The sequence below is a fragment of the Clostridium sp. C2-6-12 genome (assembly GCF_009928485.1).
GTDB lineage: Bacteria > Bacillota > Clostridia > Clostridiales > Clostridiaceae > Clostridium.
Window position 1 is genome coordinate 79019 of sequence record NZ_JAABNP010000012.1, and the last position, 17783, is coordinate 96801.

Genomic DNA, 17783 nt, shown 5'->3' on the forward strand with positions numbered 1-17783 from the left:
TTATTTTCCTACTCTTATATTTTTAACAGTTGTCTTTTCGATGATTAAATCCTCGTAAACTCTTGTTCCACCACTACCAACAGGAGCTTGTGCTAAAAGTCCGACCTTAATAACAGGCTCAACTGGGAGATGAAAATATCTCATCATATAGAAGTTTTCACCATCTATAGAATAATGGAAAGCAAAGTTATTTCCAACTCTGCACACCTGAAGCCACGCTGAATTTCCATCTAAATTGCATCCGTTAGCATCATCTGAATCTCCATTAGTAACAACACTAACCACCGCATGAGTGTCAAAATCAGTTAATTCAAAACAAGCTTTTGCCCAGCATCTAAGGTCCTTCATAACCATTACAGATGCCGAATCGTATGTATCTTTAAATTCATGGGATACCTTTACCTTAAGTACAAAATCACCATCAATCTCCGTGTAATAGTATGGAGCATTACAAAGTGATTCAGGTAGAAATCCTTCCTCACATTCATCAATACTTCCGCAGAAGAAATCTGTCTGTGCAGGTGCTTTGATTTCAATTCGATTCTCTTTCTTAGAAATTTCTCCTTCATTTAACCATTTGAATTCCATTAATATACCTCCAATTATATTATTTAAATAGGATTATATCACATGCTTCTTCATTTTTCATTGCACAAAATCACAATTATATTGTACAATATCCCAAGGAGGTGTGAAATATGCAGTTCTACAAAATAACCACAGATGATACATTAAGGGAAATCGTACAACATGGAAGTCCTGATTTTCCTTTTGCCTACTACGTTGATGATATATGGAAATTCGATTTTCATTATATTGACTGGCACTGGCACCATGAAATAGAAGTTGTAACCGCATCCCAGGGTACAATTATCTGCCTGATTGGTTCAGAAGAAGTCAAACTTCAGGAGGGGTCCAGCGTCCTCATTAATAGTGGTATTATGCACCGATTTGAAACTACGGATGGTGCTATTATGCCGAATATCGTTTTTTCCCCAAGTCTGCTATCCCCAGAAAATAGCCTTATTTATGAAAAGTATATACGTCCCTTTATACAATCAAATATCCCTTATCAAATCTTCAAACCGGAAACTGACTGGCAAAATAAAATACTTCAAGTCCTATCCACTATTTATAAGCATCAAGAGCAAATAAATGCATCTGAGTTTCATACTTTACAGCTTCTTTTAAAGTTTTGGGATATTCTTATTAAAAATATAGATGCTTACTCCGATTTGCCATTGGAACAAAAACGTAACATTCAGCAGTATAAGCTGCAAATAATGATTCAATTTATACGAGATAATTATAAGGAGGAACTTTCACTCTTAGACATTGCTTCTTCCGCATCAATCAGTAAAAGTAGTGCTTTGCAGATTTTTAAATCTGGAATTCATATTTCACCGGTTGAATACCTTATACAATATCGCTTAACCCAGTCTGCCAAACAACTGAGAGTGACAGAACAGTCTGTTTCCACCATAGCGCAAGAATCAGGATTCTCTAATTCCAGTTATTTTTGCCGCAAATTTAAGGAATTTTATCATATGCGACCTAATGAATACCGTAGATATCAAAAAAATAGTGATGTGTAAATGAAAAAAAGTAATTCATATAATTATGCTTCAAATGTAGATTTGACGAAGTAGATTATAAAATATTATTTGAAAATTAACAGTATTACAATTTGAAAAATATGGTATAATGAGTTAGATATGCATGGTGATTTGAAATATATATTTAAAAATAGTGTTTCATGAAAAATTATTATTCATATATTTTATTGTTAAGGAAGGAGCTGATATATATGAACTTGTATAAATTTATTAATATTAAAAACATGAGAAGGGTGGTTATGTTTTAGCCTTTCTAAGTACAGGAGGATAGGATGAATAATATTAAAAATGAAGTATTAATTGTGTTGACAGAGCGATGGAATGATTGGGAAGCAAGTTATGCAATTGCAGTTATTAATTCTTTTTCAGATTATGAGGTAAAAACAATTGCAGTTGATGATATCCCAAAGAAGTCAATGGGTGGTATTAGTGCATCTGTTGACTACAGTATAAAGGATTATAAGAATTTTAGTAATATTGCTATGGTCATTCTCCCAGGTGGTCTTTCTTGGGAAGAAAATGATTATGACGATATTGCAGAATTTATTAAAAAGTTAATTAAATTAAACATTCCTGTAGCAGCTATTTGTGGTGCAACCACTTTTTTATGCAAGCATGGGTTAGTTAACAATGTTAAGCATACAGGTGATAGTTTAGAATTATTCAAAAATCAAGAAGGATATACGGGAGAAGAATTTTACATTCCAGCACAAGTAGTTGTTGACAATAAAGTTATTACTGCAAATGAAACTGCAGCTGTTCAATTTGCTTATGAAATTTTTAAATTATTAGAAATTGACAGTGAAGAAGAACTGGAGCAGTGGTATGATAACTTTAAAAATGGAGCAATTCGCTAGAATAAAAGTGAAATAATATATACAAATTAATTTGAAGATATGTTATTGTTATATTTAAAAATTTAATGGTACATTAGGATATCGCACTATTCTTAAATCTGTCTACCGTAAAGGGAGCATATTGATCAGAATAGCGCGATATTTTTTGTATAAAATATGCTATACAATATAAATATTATGTAACAATTAATCTTATAACTAAAAATATTAATAGCACACATATTAAAACAATAGGAATAGCAAAATACCACTTTTTAGGTTTGCCATCACTCCATAGGTTTTCTGCTTCAACTCTACACTGCATAAATATTTCTGGTGGTATAAATTTTATTGTTATTGCTATAAGTATTGGGACTAAAACTATATCATCTAATAAACCTATTACAGGTATAAAATCAGGTATAAAGTCAATAGGTGACAAGGCATATCCAATTGCAATTGCTGCAAAAATCTTTGCTATTACTGGTGTTTCTTTTTTATTCAAAGCAATAAATAAGGCAGGTATATCCGATTTCAATTTTTTTGCTCTATCTGTAAAATTCATTATTCATATCCTCTCTTCATTGTAACTAGTTTTATTCACACTTATAGGGAATTGTGTTTTATGTAAAAATTAACATTTGAAGCCCGATAGCTGTCATGAGAATACCTACCAATTTAATAAACCTATCTTTTTGCATGCTGTTAATTATTTTTTTCCAACCCAAGTTCCAAGAATCATTGCAAATCCAATAAACAATATAATATATATACCTATTGAATTCAAAGCTGCACCTCCACAAAACTAGTATTACTCCATATGGTACTATTATGAATCAATTATAACATAAAGGTAGAACTATAAGGCATTATGAGGAGATAGGATTATTTAAGTGTTCAATTTGTTTTTTGAAAGATATTTCAATAAATTGGAGGCACATCCATATTATAAAGCTTCATTATAATATGGATATACTTCATTATTTTATTAGTTCAATAATACGATTTTTACAAAATATGCTATAATTAATACAGAATAGTAAATGATTGGGTAGTGCCAATTATGTATATTTTAACTATGACATATAGTCGTAAATATAGTTGTCAGCTTAATGTATTATAATCAAATAGAAATAATTAAATCAAATCGATGGAGGTATAAAGTAGATGTATAGAACAATGATGCAAATATATGTGAAAGGGAGCGACAGAGCTGTTGAACTATATAAAAAAGCCTTTGATGCTGAGCTAGTAGCAAGTTACCCTAATTCTGATGGAACTTTTATGCATGCGGAACTGAATGTATACGGGCAGATATTGGCAATATCAGAAGCAGTTAAAGACGAAGAAAGAATTACAGGAACTACTATGCAATTTTGTTTGCATTTTGGGGAAGGTAAAGAAGAATTGGTTCAAAAAGCATATAACATACTTAAAGATGGTGCTAAAATTATTTACCCTTTAAGCCCTTGTGAATATAGTACTTTAATGGTTGATTTAATCGACAAATACGGAGTTCGTTGGTGTATATTTGTGTAGTATAAGCAATGAGAGGTAGGATTTATTTATGAAAGATTTTGAAAGTATACTTAATTATTATAAAAATGAACTGAAATGGAATCCACCATTTGCTGATATTCTTTCTAAATATTCTCCTGATGGATTAAAAGGATATTTAGTAATGCGCGAGTCTATTGAAAATGGAAATTTGCCTAAGAAGACTAGGGAATTAATTTTCACTATATTAGATAGTTTAGATGATGAAGTCAGTGGTGCAAAGGCTCATGCTGTTGCTGCTATAGAAGCAGGATTAACTATGGAAGAGTTAGTGGAAGCATTTGTAATTGTAACTATGGTTAAAGGTATTAATGTATTGTGTAAAACAGGTGTTGTGGCTATTGAAGCAGCTGAAAAAAGGTTCGAAGAAATAAATTCACAATAATACTAAGTGGTAAAGGTTAGAAAATTAATTTTAGAAATGCCTTTACAATTATGGGTACATATAAGATTTAAATACTACACACACTTTTTAGCATGAAGTTTATTTGGCGCGTAAAATAATGTGATATCTATTGCTTTGTTATATTCATATTAAGTTTTGAGTTTGGTTTATGGCAAGGATTTAATAAAGTGTAAAAATTAGTGTTGACTTTCCACTAAGGGGAGGCTTTAAACTAATTGAGAAAGGTGGTGAAGTCTTGAAAATCAGTGAGTTTGCTAAAAGATCAGGGGTAACTGTAAAAACATTGCGTTACTATGATAAGAGAGGGGTGTTACAACCTTCAATAAAGACAGATACAGGATATAGAATTTATTGTGATGAGGATTTTATTAAATTGCAACAAATTACTACACTGAAATTTATTGGGTTATCACTTGAAGAAATAAAGAAACTACTAAATAAAAAAAGTGAAAATTTAGAAAGTATAATTGATATTCAAACAAAAGCTTTGGAGGAAAATCAAAAACATATTGAAGTGGTTCTTATGGCTTTGAATAAAGCTAAGAAACAAATAAAGGAGAAGGGTTTTCTAGAAGTTCAGCAACTTATTGATATTACCAAGATTACAAATATGGAAACAAGAGCAAAACAAAGATTTAATAATGCAAGTAAACATTATGTTACAGATAGCTATTATTGGAGGTCTAAATCAGCAGAATTAATAAATGAATTAGTTAAACCGAGTGATAATGATGTTTTACTTGACTTAGGCTGTGGTACTGGAAAACAAATTGTTGAGTTATCACAAAATATTAAATTAGGAATTGGCATAGATATTAGTGAAGGAATGATTGGACAAGCTAAAGAGAATATAGAAAATAAAGGTATACAAAATATTGAACTTTATATAGGAACATTTGAAGAACCTAACTTAAATGTAGATTTAAATAAAAAAGGTATTACAAAAATCATATCTAACTATGCTTTACATCATTTAACTACAACATATAAGGAAAAAGCGATAGAAAAAATGATTAGCATAGGTGGAAAAAGTCTGCAAAGTATTGTTATTGGTGACTTAATGTTTTTTGAAAATCCTGAAGACTATAAAAATGAATTTTCTGAAGTAGGTTATGGTCCACAAGTGGATTATCCTTCAAGGGTAGAAGAATTAGAAAAATGCTTTTCGAATTTTGGATTTACAGTTGAAGTACATAAGTTACATCCGCTTGTAGGAGTAATTGTGGCAAATAGAAAAGCTAACAATTGATATGTATTAAAGGCATTCCTTTGTTTTATTGGATATAATTTATATTTTTAGAGGTGAATATTATGATTGTTATACCAATATTGCATTGTATAAAAAAGCCTTTAATTTAGAAGTTGATTGACAGGGGAAAAATTGCTAATATTTTTTATAACGAAATCCTATTAGTTTGAAGGCTTTTAGATTTTTTGGTTAGGGGCGTGAAAATTTGCTGAAAGAACGTATTTCTTTATCTGTTGAAAAAATAGGCATGAAAAGATTTGAAAGTCCTATTTTTTATAATAGTCCTGTAGGAATAAGGTTTGAAATAAGTGAACCTTTGGGTGAAGTATATTGTAATGACGAGTTAAATCCAAAATATTTACAAGAGACTTATAAAAAGGTTTTAACTATATATCAGAGCTTGCCATGTAAATTTGATACTCTTCTTTGGATAACATATCCCAATGAATATAATCATTATGGTAGAGATTTTCTTCAGAATTTCATGGAAATAACAGAATTACCTTTACCACAGGAAAAATATTCTGAAATGGTTTATTTAGATGATAGTGATGAGGAAATAGAAAGGATATCTTATTATTGGGATTTGAGAACAAATTATATAAATATAAATAAACTTTTAGAAGAGATAAGTAGAGCTGATCTTGGTGGATTTTCAGCACTTGTATCTGCTACTTTTCTATTTGATACGAATTTGAATGTATTATTTCATTATTATGATGATAGAGGATTAGATATTGTTTCTGAAAAGAAAAAAACAATTTATCCACTTTATAAAAGTTATAATAAATGGATATTAGATTATGATAGAGAATATATAAAAAAATTATTTGATGATAATTAATAACTTATTGAGAGAGTTTGTGCTGAAAAGTATGTTAAATTAGATTGTATAAATCGCCTTTGTAAATTGAAGAAGGTTATATTTACTTAATGATAATTCCTAATATGGGACATGAGTTATGCACAAAGATTTTTGAAAGCAAAGAACTATATAAATGGATTATAAATAATACAATGAAAAAGAAAGTGATTTAGGTGAACTGGTTATTAAAAAAGGTACTAACTTTGAGAAAAACGTGAGATAGAAAGATAAAATTACATTTAATATAATAGATAAGTTCACATATTTCTCAAATTATAAGTAGATGGAATTAAATGGAGGGAATTTCGTTGGAAAGATGGGAATACACAAGCATTAAAGTTGAAACAAAAGGTTTCATGGGTGGTATATTAGAAATTGAAGATTTTAATTATGAACTTAATAAATTTGGGGAACAAGGTTGGGAACTAGTATCTTGCTTAACAACAAGTTTAGGGCAAGGGACAACAAGAGAAGTTGTGGCTGTTTTTAAAAGAAGAAAATGAACGTTTAATTTATGACACACTATTCTTTAATTATGAATCACTAAAAATAAATAATAAACTTTAAAATCGTATTATTCAAGAGATTGAATTTACGATTTTTTACTGTGTAATTTTGTAGATATTACGTAGCGAATTATAAAAATATTCTTTAAAAAACTGAACAATGTAATTTTACAGTTTGTGCTATAATTATTTTATAATGGTAAATAAGCGTGGAGCAGAGATTATTTAATTTTATGATACAGAGAGGTTTATCTATGAAGCAAGATAGCTCAACAAAGAGTTGGAATCAAATGGTGGAAGAATGGATTGAATTAGCACAGAAGGGGGAAAGCAGAATACATTTTATTATGCCTTATATGTTGGGACTATTAGGAGATGTTAAAGGTAAATGCATATTAGATCTTGGTTGTGGCGAAGGCGGGTATTCAAGGGAATTAGCTAAAATGGGTGCAGAGGTAACAGTAATTGACTGTTCTGAATATTTTATTGATTATTCAAAAGAGCAAGCTCAAATGAATGGCTTGAACATTATGCATTACAAATATAATAGTAATGATTTGTGTGAGATTCAAGATAACACCTTTGATATTGTCCTTTGTTCTATGATGCTAATGGATTGTGAAGATTTATATGGAACTATTAAAGAGGTCGCAAGAGTATTGAAACCAGCAGGTAAATTTTTTGTTAGTATACTACACCCTTGTTTTAATGGAAATTACGAAATAGGTATTGTAAGGCAAGGTAAAGGTATTAATAGAGAAGTTGTTATCAAAAACTACTTTCAACCAGCAGAATGGGAAGCGCCTTTGCCACAAGGCAAAACTTCTGTTATATGGAGACACCGAACACTTGAAGAATATGTTAAAGCATTTATAAAATGCGGATTAACAATTGTGGACATGAATGAACCTCGTCCAACAGATGAACAAGCAAACGTTTCTGTGCCAATCTCTTGGCTACAGAAGATTCCATTGTTTTTATTTTGGGAGTTAAAGAAGTAACAATTGAATGAATAATATAGGCTTAGTTAGGAGTTTTTTACCGTACAATACTGAGCAATACTAATATAAGTAAAATTAATTCTACATAATTTTCACAAAAGATATATAAATTATAATTTGAAAGGAAGTATAACTTATGGATTTCAGAAAGACATTTGACCGAATACCAGAAACATTTGATAAATATAGACCCCGATATTGTGATGAACTTTTTACAGAAATTATCACTGTATCTGATTTGAATCCAAGCAAAAATGTACTTGAAATTGGTCCAGGGACAGGACAAGCAACAGAGCCTATTTTAAAAACTGGCTGTAATTATAAGGCGATTGAACTTGGGGAGAACTTTACAGAATATTTGAAAAACAAATATGAGACTTATAGTAATTTTGATATTGTAAATGCTGATTTTGAAACATACAATTTTGGAAATCAAACATTTGATTTAATATATTCAGCAGCTACAATTCAATGGATACCAGAAGAAATAGCATTCTCAAAAGCTTACAATATACTAAAACCAGGCGGCATACTTGCAATGTTTATGACCCGTTCAGATGAGAAAAGTGCAAATGAAGAATTGTACAATAGAATAGAGGATGTATATAAAGAACACTTTTCTGTTAAGCAGAAATATAATTGTAAAATGAAATATGATAATGTTGTAAATTATGGTTTTGTTAATTACAAATATCAAGACTGGAAAAAGGTAAGAACACTTAATGCTGATGAATATATTTCATATATTAGTACACATTGTGAGCATATAACTTTAGAAGAGCCTTATAAGTCTAAATATTATACGGGAGTAAGAAAGGCTATTATAGATGCTGGCAATAAAATAATTATTAATGATACTATTGCATTATATCTTGCACAAAAACCGCTATAAATTATAATTTGTAGTAGAAATTATTTATATATAGTTAAGTAGAATTTTATTGATTTGTTATTAGGCAAGTGCGAACTAATCCAGAAATAGGACTTACAGAAAAAGATGTTGATAAAGCAATTGAAATGTTATTATGAGTATAATATATGCTTTATAAATTTCTATTATAGAGTAGTTTTAATGAAAAATATATGAAAGAATTATTTACAGAGAAGTAGATATATAGAGGTGAATAATGAAAACAGTAGTAATATATAAATCTAAAACTGGTTTTACAAAGAAATATGCTAATTGGATTGCAGAAGATTTGGCAGCAGATATTTTTGAAGTGTCAAAGGTTAATATTAATATGTTGGATAAATATGATACCATAATTTATGGTGGAAGTTTATATGCTGTAGGTATTATTGGAGTAGGATTAATTAAAAAAAATATTAGCAAACTTAAAGACAAAAAGTTAGTGGTTTTTGCAACTGGAGCTTCACCTTCAAGAGATAATGTTATAAGAGAAGTAATAGATAAAAATTTTACAGAAAAAGAGCAAGAAAATGTAAAAGTTTTTTATTTAAGAGGTGGATTTAATTATAAAAAGCTAAATTTATTTGATAAATTTCTTATGAATCTACTAAAATGGAAAATAAAAAGTAAAAAGCGTCAAGAGCTATCTCCTGATGAAATAGGTATGCTTGCTATATATGACAAGGAAGTAGATTTCACCGATAGGAAGAATATAGATAAAATAATAAGATACGTTAATTCATAAATTTCAAATAAAACATTATGAATAATGAGCAATAACCATTGCAAATAAAATTATATTACAATTTATATCAAACTGTTAGTATTGTAATTTTTAATTTGGTATATTTAAGATTAAAGTGATTCAAAATGATAGCATAATATATTATTAGTAAAATTAAGAATTTAAATTAAAGGAGATTAGACTATGAAACAATCAGTACCAATCTGTGTTCCAGATTTGTCATTACGACCATTTAGTCTTTCTGTAAATAGGACAATGCCTTTTTCACCCGATATTTTATATAGAGCTTGGACAGAACAGTTTGACCTCTGGTTTGCAGAACCAGGTTCAGTTTTGATGAAAGGAGAAGTCAACTCTGTTTTTTTCTTTGAAACAGCTTTTGAAGGGAATCGCTATCCACACTATGGACGTTTTCTTAGACTTGTTCCTGACCAATTGGTTGAGCTTACATGGATAACAGGTACTGGCGGGACTAAAGGTGCTGAAACAATTGTGACTGTAGAATTGAACGGAGGTGAGGATGGAACAGTATTACGTTTAACTCATGCAGGATTTCTAGATGAAGATTCGAAGAATGGACATGAACAAGCATGGCCTATGATTCTCGAACATTTGGAGAATAGTTTGATGAAGATCTGCCAGAGTTAAATCCAATTCTTTTTAAATTATGAATCACAAAAATAAATAGCAAAATATGAAAGCTTTTTTCTCTAAATATGATATAATTAATTAACCTTATCAGAGGACTTGTAATCAAAAGATTATTTAAGTGGGATAGGATCTAAAATGATCTTGTTCCACTTTTTTTAGGTTCAATATACCATATTATAATAGCAATACCGATTGTATTTTGCTGTGTTTATTACCAAATTAGAATTAAAAAAAGCAGGATATAACTCAAGTAAAAAAATAGAAGTTAAAGGAGAAATAAAAAAATGCATTTGAAAACAGAAAGATTGATAATTCGTGATTTTGAGAAAAAGGATGCTGCGGGATTATATGAATACCTTGAACACCCAACTGTACATTGTTTTATGAGTGAAAAATTAAATTCCCTTGATGAAGCAGAAAAAGAAGTTGAGAAAAGAGGCAAAGAAAGTGAACATTTTGCTGTTTGCTTGGTTGATACAGATTTAATTATTGGGGATCTTTTTGCCATAAAAGAGGAGCCTGATACATATAGCGTTGGTTGGAATTTCAACTTAAAATATGGAAAGAGCGGTTATGCAACTGAAGCAGCAAAAGCATTAATCGACTACCTCTTCAACAATGATGCAAGGAGAATATATGCTTATGCTGAAGATGATAATATTCCATCTCAAAAGCTTTGTGAGCGACTTGGAATGAGAAAAGAAGGACTTTTTATGGAATTCATATCTTTCGTGAACAATACAGACGGAACTCCACATTATGAAAATACCTACCAATATGCAATTCTGAAAAGAGAGTGGAGGGAGCTATAAATTTCAAATTTTCATTGAGGTAATTAATGATATATCGACATGACGAATTAGTTAGTTGGTCATATTCCTTAGAAAGTAAATAAGGAATAATTTACAGTATATGTTATAATTAATTAAAAATAGTAAAAAACATATAACAATTATTTTATGTAAATAGGAGAAGAAGATGAAAAAGAGTAAATTAAGCATTGTTTTGATTATCATTATATTTATTCTTAGTGGATGTGGAGTGAATAATAGTAAACCTTCAAAGGAAAATAGTAATATCAACACTAAACAACTTACCGAAAAGGAAAAAATAGAGGATTTCGAATATATGTATAAAACGCTTCAAGAAAATTATCCTTTTTTTGAAGTAAACAAGAGACTAAATGGAATAGATTGGTTATCAAAGAAAGAGGAATATACTAATAGAATAAAAGCTACTTATAATGATGAAAGTTTTTTTAACACAATGAACCAGATATTATTAGAGCTTAAAAATGGGCATACACAAATGCTAGATAAAAATAATTATTCCTATTTTAAAAGTATTTATGAAAAGTATTCTGAAGAGAATGAGGCATGGGTAAGTCAATTAAATAATCAAAAAACTATTGAAAGATATTCTTCTATTAGTGAAAAAGGAAATTTAAATTCTTCATCTGAAAAGATAAGATCTAATAATGTTAAAACAATGGATTTGGAAAAGGGAAAGATTGCATATATAGCTATACATTCATTTAATACCTTTAATATAGATGAAGATATGAAGACAATTAAACCTTATTTGGAACAAATTAAAAATTATAAGGATTTAATAATTGATATAAGAGGAAATGGTGGAGGTGACACCAAGTATTGGGAAGATAACATAGTGCCAATGCTTATTAATAAACCCTTAGAAGAGGAACTATATTTGGTGTATCGAGGAGGCAATTTTCTAAAGCCATTTGTAATGGATAGAATGGGTGGTTATGAAAAATTTGCGCATATTTCAGACATTTATAATGAAAATCTTAAGAATTTACCTCCTGAATTAAAAGAAGATTTTAAATATTATCTAAAAATAACAAGTAAGTATGAACCTAAAAATTCAGTTGGATTTAATGGTAAAGTTTACTTACTTGTAGACAAATATGTTTTTTCATCTTCCGAAGCATTGGCAATTTTCGCAAAAAGTACAGGCTTTGCAACTTTAGTTGGAGAAAAAACAGGTGGAGATGGTATTGGTTTTGACCCAGCAGTATGTGCTCTTCCTAACAGTGGATATATATTTAGATTTACACAAGAAATGGGACTAGTTTCAGATGGAACTTGTAACTTTGAGAAGAAAACAGAGCCTGATATTGAAGTATCTGCAACCATTAATTCAGATATTTATAATGATCAAGCAGTACAAACAGTGTTAAAGCTTGTAAATTAAATTGCAAAATTATTATTATAGATTAGGAATAAAAAGATGGAGATAAGTGAGGAAAATAGCAGATATTTCTAACCTTAAAGTCCATGTATACAACATTGATAAATAATAGAAATAATTTGGTGAACAAATTCATGTGTTTTTAGGAACTGATTAATAAGTTTTAATTAGGAGGAAAATATTATGGTTAATCAAGATATTTTGAATGTTGAGGATGTATTTAATATGTTAGATTCCAAACTTGCTGATAAAGCAACACTATGGAACAGTTTTTACTCAGAGAGACGGGCTAATGCTCCATTTATAGTAAATCCTGAGCTGCTTGATGAAAATCTAAAAAGGTATTTTACAAGTGGATTAATCACTCCCAAAACCGTTCTTGAACTTGGTTGTGGGGAAGGAAGGAATGCTGTATATATGGCTAAGTTAGGCAGTGAAATAACCGCAGTAGATTTATCTGAATCGGCAATTGCTAACGCTAGGATATTTGCTGAAAACAATAATTGTAGTGTTAATTTTATCTGCAAATCTATATTTGAATTAGATAGCAAAAAATATGACTTTATATATGATAGTGGTTGCTTTCATCACTTGCCTCCACACAGAAGAATTTCATATGTGGAAGTATTAAGAAACTCGTTAAAGCAAGGTTCTTACTTTGGTCTAACATGTTTTGCTTGGGGAGAAAAGTGTGCAGATGAAGTTACAGACTGGGAGTATTATGAAAAACATCGTGTAGGTGTTGCCTTTACCAAGGAAAAACTTGAGCAAATATTTTCTAAAGATTTTGAGGTTGTAGAGATAAAAAAATATAAAGATGGAATAGAAGGTACTTTACAAGGCTTAGATTTTATGTGGACATCATTATTTAAAAAGAAATAAATTTTCATATCGTTAACAATATTCATTAATTATTAATCAATAAAATTGAACAACAAATTCATAAATCGTATATTCAAATGTTTGAATATACGATTTTTTTAAACATCTTTTTATATCAAGTAATATTTATTAACTTAAGTAATAAGTTTTCTTTTTGCATATAATAAAGTTATATAACAAAGAAGTAATTTGCTATTATAGGAAATCACTAGGTAGATATAAAATTTCAATTACTGTATTTATGATAGATTCACACAAATAAACAAAATGTCATATATATTCACAGTTTTATATTGATAAGTGTGAAAGTGTGTGATAATATGGAAAATATAAGAAATCCAATCCATAACAAAAATTACAAGGAGTTTATACATGTTTATTGAGGAAAGACATCAGGCTATATTAGAATATATTGAAAAAAATAGCAGAATAGCAGCAACTGAGATACAGGATATGTTTCAAGTATCATTTGATACGGCAAGACGAGACTTAAGAATTCTTGAAGAAAAGGGCTTGTTAAAAAGAACACATGGAGGTGCAATACCTATACGTCAAATAGGTTTTTCAAAGCCACCTAAAATTACAGCTCGTGATATAACTGAAATCAAGGAAAACTATTTTTCTATAGCACAAAAGGCGGTGTCTATGATAAAGCAGCGTGATGTAGTCTTTATTACCTCTGCCTCAGTAGGTTATTTTATGGCGCAAAACTTACCAAAAGATCTTTTCATTACAGTAGTTACTAATTCCATAATCATAGCTGAAGAATTAAGAAAGCAAGATAATATCCGTGTGATCGTTACAGGTGGTGAAATGGATAGTAAGGGTAATTTCTATGATCCGTTTACTGTAGAAGCTATTAAGAGAATGCGTTTTGATAAAGCCTTTATAACTTCAGCTAGTATATCTGCTGAATTTGGATTATCAATACAACGTACTGTTTATATTGAATTTATTAATGCAATTATTAATAGTTCAAAATGTTCTATTGGTTTGTATCCTACAGAGAAAATAGGCTTTGAATCAATTATAAGCATTTGTCCTGCTAATAAAATTGATGTACTTATAACAGATTGGGATGCAGCTGATGAAGAATTGCATAGACTAGAAAAACAAGGAATAAAGGTTGTTGTAGTGGAAAAGTAATAAGGGATATTTAGAGTTTGATAACAACCCTAAGTATTTTGAATATATGGTTAAACTTGAATTTGAAATAAAACAAAAAGTAAGTATCAAATGTTGGAGGTATTTTATGAAACAATATATTATAAAGGGTGGGAAAGCTCTACAAGGTGAAGTTAAAATTAGTGGAAGTAAAAATGCTGCACTTCCTATTTTAGCAGGAGCAATTATGGCAGATGAAACGGTAACTATATCCAATGTACCAGATGTAAATGATGTTGCAGCTTTATTGAAGGCTATTGAAGAATTAGGAGCAATTGTTGAACGTATAGATGCAAATACAGTTAAAATCAATGGGAGTACAATTAATACCTATCAAGTTGATAATGAAGAAATTCATAAAATAAGGTCTTCATATTACCTTGTAGGTGCACTAATTGCAAAGCAAAAAAGAGCTAAAGTTCCACTTCCAGGAGGCTGCAATATTGGAACAAGAGCTATTGATTATCATATTAAAGGTTTTGAGCTATTAGGAATTGATACTAAAATTGAATATGGTTTTATAGATGCTAAAGCTGATAAATTAGTTGGAAACTATATTTATTTTGATGGAATAAGCGTTGGAGCTACTATTAATATTATGTTAGCTGCTACAATGGCAGAAGGACAGACAGTTTTAGAAAATGCTGCAAAGGAGCCACATGTTGTAGATGTAGCAAATTTTTTAAATAGTTTGGGAGCCGACATTAAAGGCGCTGGTACAGATACCATTCGAATTAAAGGGGTAGAACGTCTTCACGGCAGCGAATATTGTGTTATACCAGATCAAATAGAAGCAGGTACATTCATGATAGCAGCTGCTGCAACAAAAGGAGATGTACTAGTTACAAATGTCATTCCAAAACATTTAGAAGCTATCTCAGCTAAGTTGATTGAGATTGGGGTTGAGGTCCAAGAATTTGACAATGCTATTAGTGTTAGTGCAAGAGGTAAGCTACGAAATAGTCATGTAAAGACGTTGCCTTATCCTGGATTTCCAACAGATCTTCAACCACAAATTACTACTTTATTAGCAATATCTTCAGGTGCAAGTACAGTTGATGAAACGATTTTTGAAAGTCGCTTTGGATATGTTAAAGATTTAATTCGTATGGGTGCTAACATTAGAGTAGAGAATGGTACAATAGCTATGATTGAAGGTGTATCAACATTAATGGGGACTAAGGTGTGTGCTTTAGATTTGCGTGGAGGTGTTGCAATGATAATAGCTGGATTAGTAGCAGATGGATATACTAAAATTGAACAAATTGAATATATTGAACGAGGATATGAAGGTATTATTGATAAATTAAGCAGTTTAGGTGCTGACATTGATATAATTCCAGTAAATGATGAAAGAGCAGTCCAAAAATTTAAATTGAAAATTGGATAATAATAAAGGTTGCAATTATATTCTAAATTTAAATAAACTATTTGGCATGAAAATGCTTATACTGTAGTGTGTTAAATAATGGTTTTATTAGACGAAATTATTAATAAAAATGTTTTTTTAAATTGAATAAAGTAATAGCTAGAAAAATGTTATAAGCAATTTACAATGTGAGATTATAAAGAAATGGATTAAGGTAAATAATTATGAAAAAGCTAATTGTTATACTTATGGCCATTTTTACTACTTTAACCTTATTGTCTTGCCAAGAGCAGGGCGCTTATCCGAAGTATGGAAAAGATACCGTAGCATATTTTGGAGATGCTAGATATGTAGTTTTAGTTGGTTATAAAGGAGATAGCAAGTATTGGGACTTTTACGATCAAAAAGATAATAAAGGTAGAATTGATATAATTGATAATTATAAAGATATTAAGCCTTTTGCTTATACAATAGGTGAAAAAGGATATACTAAGGTTAATTACGAGAATGGGGATTTAAAACAAGCTGAGGATATAAGTGAATTTGATGATTGTGATAAAGAGATTTTCAAACAATTAGAAGACGAAAAGGATAAAGTTAAAAAGTAGAATTGCAATGTGAAATATATACACAAAATCTTATATATATTGCTAATAGTAATAATATATAAGATTGAAAACACCTCATATCAATAATGAAAATGAGGTGTTTTTTGTTGCACAATTTTACTTACTGAGGCGGATTAATTAGGCTTTTTATGAAGAATATGTAAATTTGACTTAGCAAAATATATAAATATTCTTTAAATATTGAGCGAGGTATATTTACAAATTATGTTATAATTAATACGGAATAGTAATGTGGAACTTGATATTACTTGGGCAATTTGAAATATGGAGGCATTGAGATATGAGAAATAAGAAAATTAATAGAGTAGGAATAACAAGCCCTTAATGATGAAAATTAGAATATGATAATCTATAAAACTATATAATAATACAATACTTATGAACTTTTTTTATATATTTTAACAAAGAAATTTAGAATCAGATAAATCTGATAGTTTTAGTCTTGTATTAGAAATAAAAATATGTTAATATAATTCCAAGCATTAAACAAAATTTTAACTCCCAAGGATAATTACAATATCCTTTTTAAGCATTATTTCTGGATAAGTATAATAGAGAGTAAAATCTTTATTATACTTATTTTTTGGGTTGAGTTTTATGTGATTTCTTTTATACTATATTTTAAGCAGAACTAAATCTGCTCTGCTTAATTGATAAATATTTAGTTCATTATTCAGTTAAGAACAAAAATCATAATGTTAAGATTGGTACAAAAATATCACATAGATGATAGCCCATCTTTTCCTTAAAAATTTTTGGTGTTAACACATGATTCATTGTATAGCGTGGAGTAATATCATTTTTATCAGTTGATAATTTAAAACAATCACTATCAGTTACCCATTTGCGAATTTCTTCTTTTACATTATTACAATCTTCTTCAGTGTCTTTGGAGGTTGCCACAGCATATAGACCGCCTGGAAAATCAACTGAGTGATAGTTACCAAGATCACTATAATTTTCAGGGACAGCAACAACCCATTCCATATATTTTTCTTTTTTGTTATACCACATAAAGTCACGAGGTGTAATATAGTGGTTCATATCTATTGATGACCACCAGCTATCAAATGCTTCTAATTGTTCCATAGTAGATATGGCTCCAGAACTTACTACTTTTAATTGAGGTATTTTGATTATCCTTATATTCTCCATGTTATCTGCCTCCTAATATATTAATATT

At 29.6% G+C, this 17783-nt stretch carries 20 protein-coding genes; 17 read left to right on the plus strand and 3 right to left on the minus strand.

The window, feature by feature from the left end; genetic code table 11:
* Positions 1 to 588, minus strand: coding sequence for a DUF1349 domain-containing protein (locus GXK56_RS11935; RefSeq protein ID WP_160687683.1), 588 nt, complete (start codon positions 586 to 588; stop codon positions 1 to 3).
* Positions 589 to 698: 110 nt separating this feature from the next.
* Here GXK56_RS11935 and GXK56_RS11940 point away from each other — a divergent pair, with 110 nt between their 5' ends.
* Together GXK56_RS11940 and GXK56_RS11945 are read left to right on the plus strand one after the other, a co-directional pair.
* The gene (locus GXK56_RS11940; protein ID WP_160687684.1) at positions 699 to 1595 is read left to right on the plus strand and encodes a helix-turn-helix domain-containing protein; all 897 of its coding nucleotides are present in this window, start codon (positions 699 to 701) and stop codon (positions 1593 to 1595) included.
* Positions 1596 to 1888: 293 nt separating this feature from the next.
* Positions 1889 to 2473, plus strand: coding sequence for a type 1 glutamine amidotransferase family protein (locus GXK56_RS11945; RefSeq protein WP_160687685.1), 585 nt, complete (start codon positions 1889 to 1891; stop codon positions 2471 to 2473).
* 175 nt (positions 2474 to 2648) lie between these two features.
* Here GXK56_RS11945 and GXK56_RS11950 read toward each other — a convergent pair whose 3' ends face one another.
* The gene (locus tag GXK56_RS11950; RefSeq protein WP_202127873.1) at positions 2649 to 3017 is read right to left on the minus strand and encodes a DUF1232 domain-containing protein; all 369 of its coding nucleotides are present in this window, start codon (positions 3015 to 3017) and stop codon (positions 2649 to 2651) included.
* A gap of 602 nt (positions 3018 to 3619) precedes the next feature.
* Between GXK56_RS11950 and GXK56_RS11955 the strand changes: the two genes are divergently transcribed.
* The 15 genes from GXK56_RS11955 to GXK56_RS12025 all read left to right on the plus strand — a co-directional run bounded on the left by GXK56_RS11955 (position 3620) and on the right by GXK56_RS12025 (position 16579).
* Positions 3620 to 3991 (plus strand): VOC family protein, encoded by a 372-nt coding sequence (locus GXK56_RS11955; RefSeq protein WP_160687686.1) that lies wholly within the window; start codon positions 3620 to 3622, stop codon positions 3989 to 3991.
* 28 nt (positions 3992 to 4019) lie between these two features.
* The gene (locus GXK56_RS11960; RefSeq protein ID WP_160687687.1) at positions 4020 to 4394 is read left to right on the plus strand and encodes a carboxymuconolactone decarboxylase family protein; all 375 of its coding nucleotides are present in this window, start codon (positions 4020 to 4022) and stop codon (positions 4392 to 4394) included.
* A 256-nt stretch (positions 4395 to 4650) separates the two neighbouring features.
* Entirely contained in the window at positions 4651 to 5664 is a 1014-nt protein-coding gene (locus GXK56_RS11965; RefSeq protein WP_202127874.1) for a MerR family transcriptional regulator, read from the plus strand.
* Between the two features lie 205 nt (positions 5665 to 5869).
* Positions 5870 to 6508 (plus strand): DUF3885 domain-containing protein, encoded by a 639-nt coding sequence (locus GXK56_RS11970; RefSeq protein ID WP_160687688.1) that lies wholly within the window; start codon positions 5870 to 5872, stop codon positions 6506 to 6508.
* Positions 6509 to 6837: 329 nt separating this feature from the next.
* Positions 6838 to 7032, plus strand: a complete 195-nt coding sequence (locus GXK56_RS11975; protein ID WP_160687689.1) for a DUF4177 domain-containing protein — start codon at positions 6838 to 6840, stop codon at positions 7030 to 7032.
* Between the two features lie 257 nt (positions 7033 to 7289).
* A complete protein-coding gene (locus tag GXK56_RS11980; protein WP_160687690.1) occupies positions 7290 to 8036 on the plus strand; it encodes a class I SAM-dependent methyltransferase in 747 nt (248 codons plus the stop codon).
* A 136-nt stretch (positions 8037 to 8172) separates the two neighbouring features.
* Entirely contained in the window at positions 8173 to 8928 is a 756-nt protein-coding gene (locus GXK56_RS11985; RefSeq protein ID WP_160687691.1) for a class I SAM-dependent methyltransferase, read from the plus strand.
* Positions 8929 to 9163: 235 nt separating this feature from the next.
* The gene (locus tag GXK56_RS11990) at positions 9164 to 9691 is read left to right on the plus strand and encodes a flavodoxin domain-containing protein (protein WP_160687692.1); all 528 of its coding nucleotides are present in this window, start codon (positions 9164 to 9166) and stop codon (positions 9689 to 9691) included.
* A 183-nt stretch (positions 9692 to 9874) separates the two neighbouring features.
* On the plus strand, positions 9875 to 10339 hold the full coding sequence (locus GXK56_RS11995) for an SRPBCC domain-containing protein (protein WP_160687693.1): 465 nt from the start codon (positions 9875 to 9877) through the stop codon (positions 10337 to 10339).
* A 287-nt stretch (positions 10340 to 10626) separates the two neighbouring features.
* On the plus strand, positions 10627 to 11154 hold the full coding sequence (locus GXK56_RS12000; protein WP_160687694.1) for a GNAT family N-acetyltransferase: 528 nt from the start codon (positions 10627 to 10629) through the stop codon (positions 11152 to 11154).
* A gap of 166 nt (positions 11155 to 11320) precedes the next feature.
* A complete protein-coding gene (locus tag GXK56_RS12005) occupies positions 11321 to 12559 on the plus strand; it encodes a S41 family peptidase (protein WP_160687695.1) in 1239 nt (412 codons plus the stop codon).
* Positions 12560 to 12739: 180 nt separating this feature from the next.
* Positions 12740 to 13438 (plus strand): class I SAM-dependent methyltransferase, encoded by a 699-nt coding sequence (locus GXK56_RS12010; RefSeq protein ID WP_160687696.1) that lies wholly within the window; start codon positions 12740 to 12742, stop codon positions 13436 to 13438.
* A gap of 372 nt (positions 13439 to 13810) precedes the next feature.
* Positions 13811 to 14584: a DeoR/GlpR family DNA-binding transcription regulator gene (locus GXK56_RS12015; RefSeq protein WP_160687697.1), complete on the plus strand. Its 774-nt coding sequence runs from the start codon at positions 13811 to 13813 to the stop codon at positions 14582 to 14584.
* A 106-nt stretch (positions 14585 to 14690) separates the two neighbouring features.
* Positions 14691 to 15992 carry a UDP-N-acetylglucosamine 1-carboxyvinyltransferase gene (locus tag GXK56_RS12020; RefSeq protein WP_160687698.1) on the plus strand — a complete coding sequence of 434 codons (1302 nt, stop codon included), beginning with the start codon at positions 14691 to 14693 and terminating at the stop codon, positions 15990 to 15992.
* Between the two features lie 203 nt (positions 15993 to 16195).
* The gene (locus GXK56_RS12025; protein WP_160687699.1) at positions 16196 to 16579 is read left to right on the plus strand and encodes a hypothetical protein; all 384 of its coding nucleotides are present in this window, start codon (positions 16196 to 16198) and stop codon (positions 16577 to 16579) included.
* Positions 16580 to 17290: 711 nt separating this feature from the next.
* On the opposite strand, the gene GXK56_RS12030 is transcribed toward GXK56_RS12025, so the two are convergent.
* Positions 17291 to 17755 carry a GyrI-like domain-containing protein gene (locus tag GXK56_RS12030; protein WP_160687700.1) on the minus strand — a complete coding sequence of 155 codons (465 nt, stop codon included), beginning with the start codon at positions 17753 to 17755 and terminating at the stop codon, positions 17291 to 17293.
* Positions 17756 to 17783: the final 28 nt, after the last annotated feature.